1 protein-coding gene is annotated in these 1,442 nt (G+C 58.0%); it reads left to right on the top strand.

The window, feature by feature from the left end:
* Positions 1–24: 24 nt before the first annotated feature.
* On the top strand, positions 25–1,442 hold a 1,418-nt coding region (locus ABD908_RS27315; RefSeq protein ID WP_345002044.1), incomplete at its 3' end, for an NCS1 family nucleobase:cation symporter-1.

The following is a 1,442-nucleotide window of genomic DNA, read 5'->3' as shown; positions in this document are numbered from 1 at the left end:
ACCGAGGATCCGACCTGGGAGGAGTTGGGGTATCACCAGCGGTTGACCAATGATGATTTGGCGCCGTTGCAGCGGCAGAGTTGGAAGACGTACAACATTTTCGCGTTCTGGATGTCGGATGTGCATAGTGTTGGTGGGTATGTGACGATGGGGACGTTGTTCGCGTTGGGTTTGACGGCGTGGCAGGTGTTCATCTGTTTGATCGTGGGTATCTGTATCGTCAACTTCTTCTGTAATCTGGTGGCGAAGCCGAGTCAGCAGGCGGGGGTGCCGTATCCGGTGACCAGTCGGGCGTCGTTCGGGGTGTTCGGGGCGAATATTCCGGCGATCATCCGTGGTTTGATCGCGGTTGCGTGGTATGGGGTGCAGACGTATCTGGCGGCGGAGTCGTTGAACATCGTGTTCATCAAGTTGTGGCCGTCGACGGCGTCGTTGGCGGACGGTCATCACATGTTCCTGGGGCTGTCGTATCTGGGGTATGTCAGTTATGCGGTGTTGTGGGTGTTGCAGGCGGCGTTGTTCTGGCGTGGTATGGGTCCGATCCGCAAGTTCATCGATTATGCGGGGCCGGCGGTGTATGTGGTGATGTTGGCGATGTGCTTGTACATGCTGTCGAAGGTGCATTGGCATCTGAATCTGAACCTGTCGGATCACACGCTGCACGGCAGTGCGTTGATCGGTACGATGTTCGCGGCGATCGCGGCGGTGGTGTCGTATTTCTCGGGTCCGATGCTCAATTTCGGTGACTTCGCCCGGTATGCGAAGGATTTCAGGGCGGTCAAGCGGGGCAACTTCTTGGGGTTGCCGGTCAACTTCATCTTCTTCTCGTTGTTGACGGTGTTGACGGCGGCGTGCACGAAGCCGTTGTATGGGGAGTTGATCACGGATCCGATCCAGACGGTGCAGAAGATCAATACGACGTTCGCGATCCTGCTCGGCGGGTTGACGTTCGTGGTGGCGACGATCGGGATCAACATCGTGGCGAACTTCATCAGTCCGGCGTTCGACTTCTCGCATGTGAACCCGCAGCGGATCTCCTGGCGGACCGGCGGGATGATCGCGGCGGTGGGGTCGGTGTTGTTGACGCCGTGGAACTGGTATGCGAACGATACTGCGATCTTCTGGACGTTGGGTATCCTTGGTGCGTTGATCGGCCCGTTGTTCGGGATCTTGATCGCCGACTTCTACGTCGTCCGGAAGCAGAAGATCGTCGTCGATGATCTGTTCACGGTCGAGCCGACGGGTGTGTACTACTACCGGAACGGGTACAACCCGGTGGCTGTGTATTCGGTGATCGCGTCGGGTGTCATCTCGATGGCGTCGGTGGTGGTGCCGAAGCTGACGGACACGATGGATTGGATGCCGAAGTACAGTTGGTTCATCGGGTGTGCTGCGGGTTACCTGGTGTATCTCGCCATCGCCAAGGTGGTCGGGGTCTCCGG

Source organism: Tsukamurella soli (assembly GCF_039541155.1).
In the GTDB taxonomy this organism is placed as follows: Bacteria; Actinomycetota; Actinomycetes; order Mycobacteriales; family Mycobacteriaceae; genus Tsukamurella; species Tsukamurella soli.
Note: the sequence above shows the minus strand (reverse complement) of the source record. Positions and strands in the feature narration are given on the sequence as shown.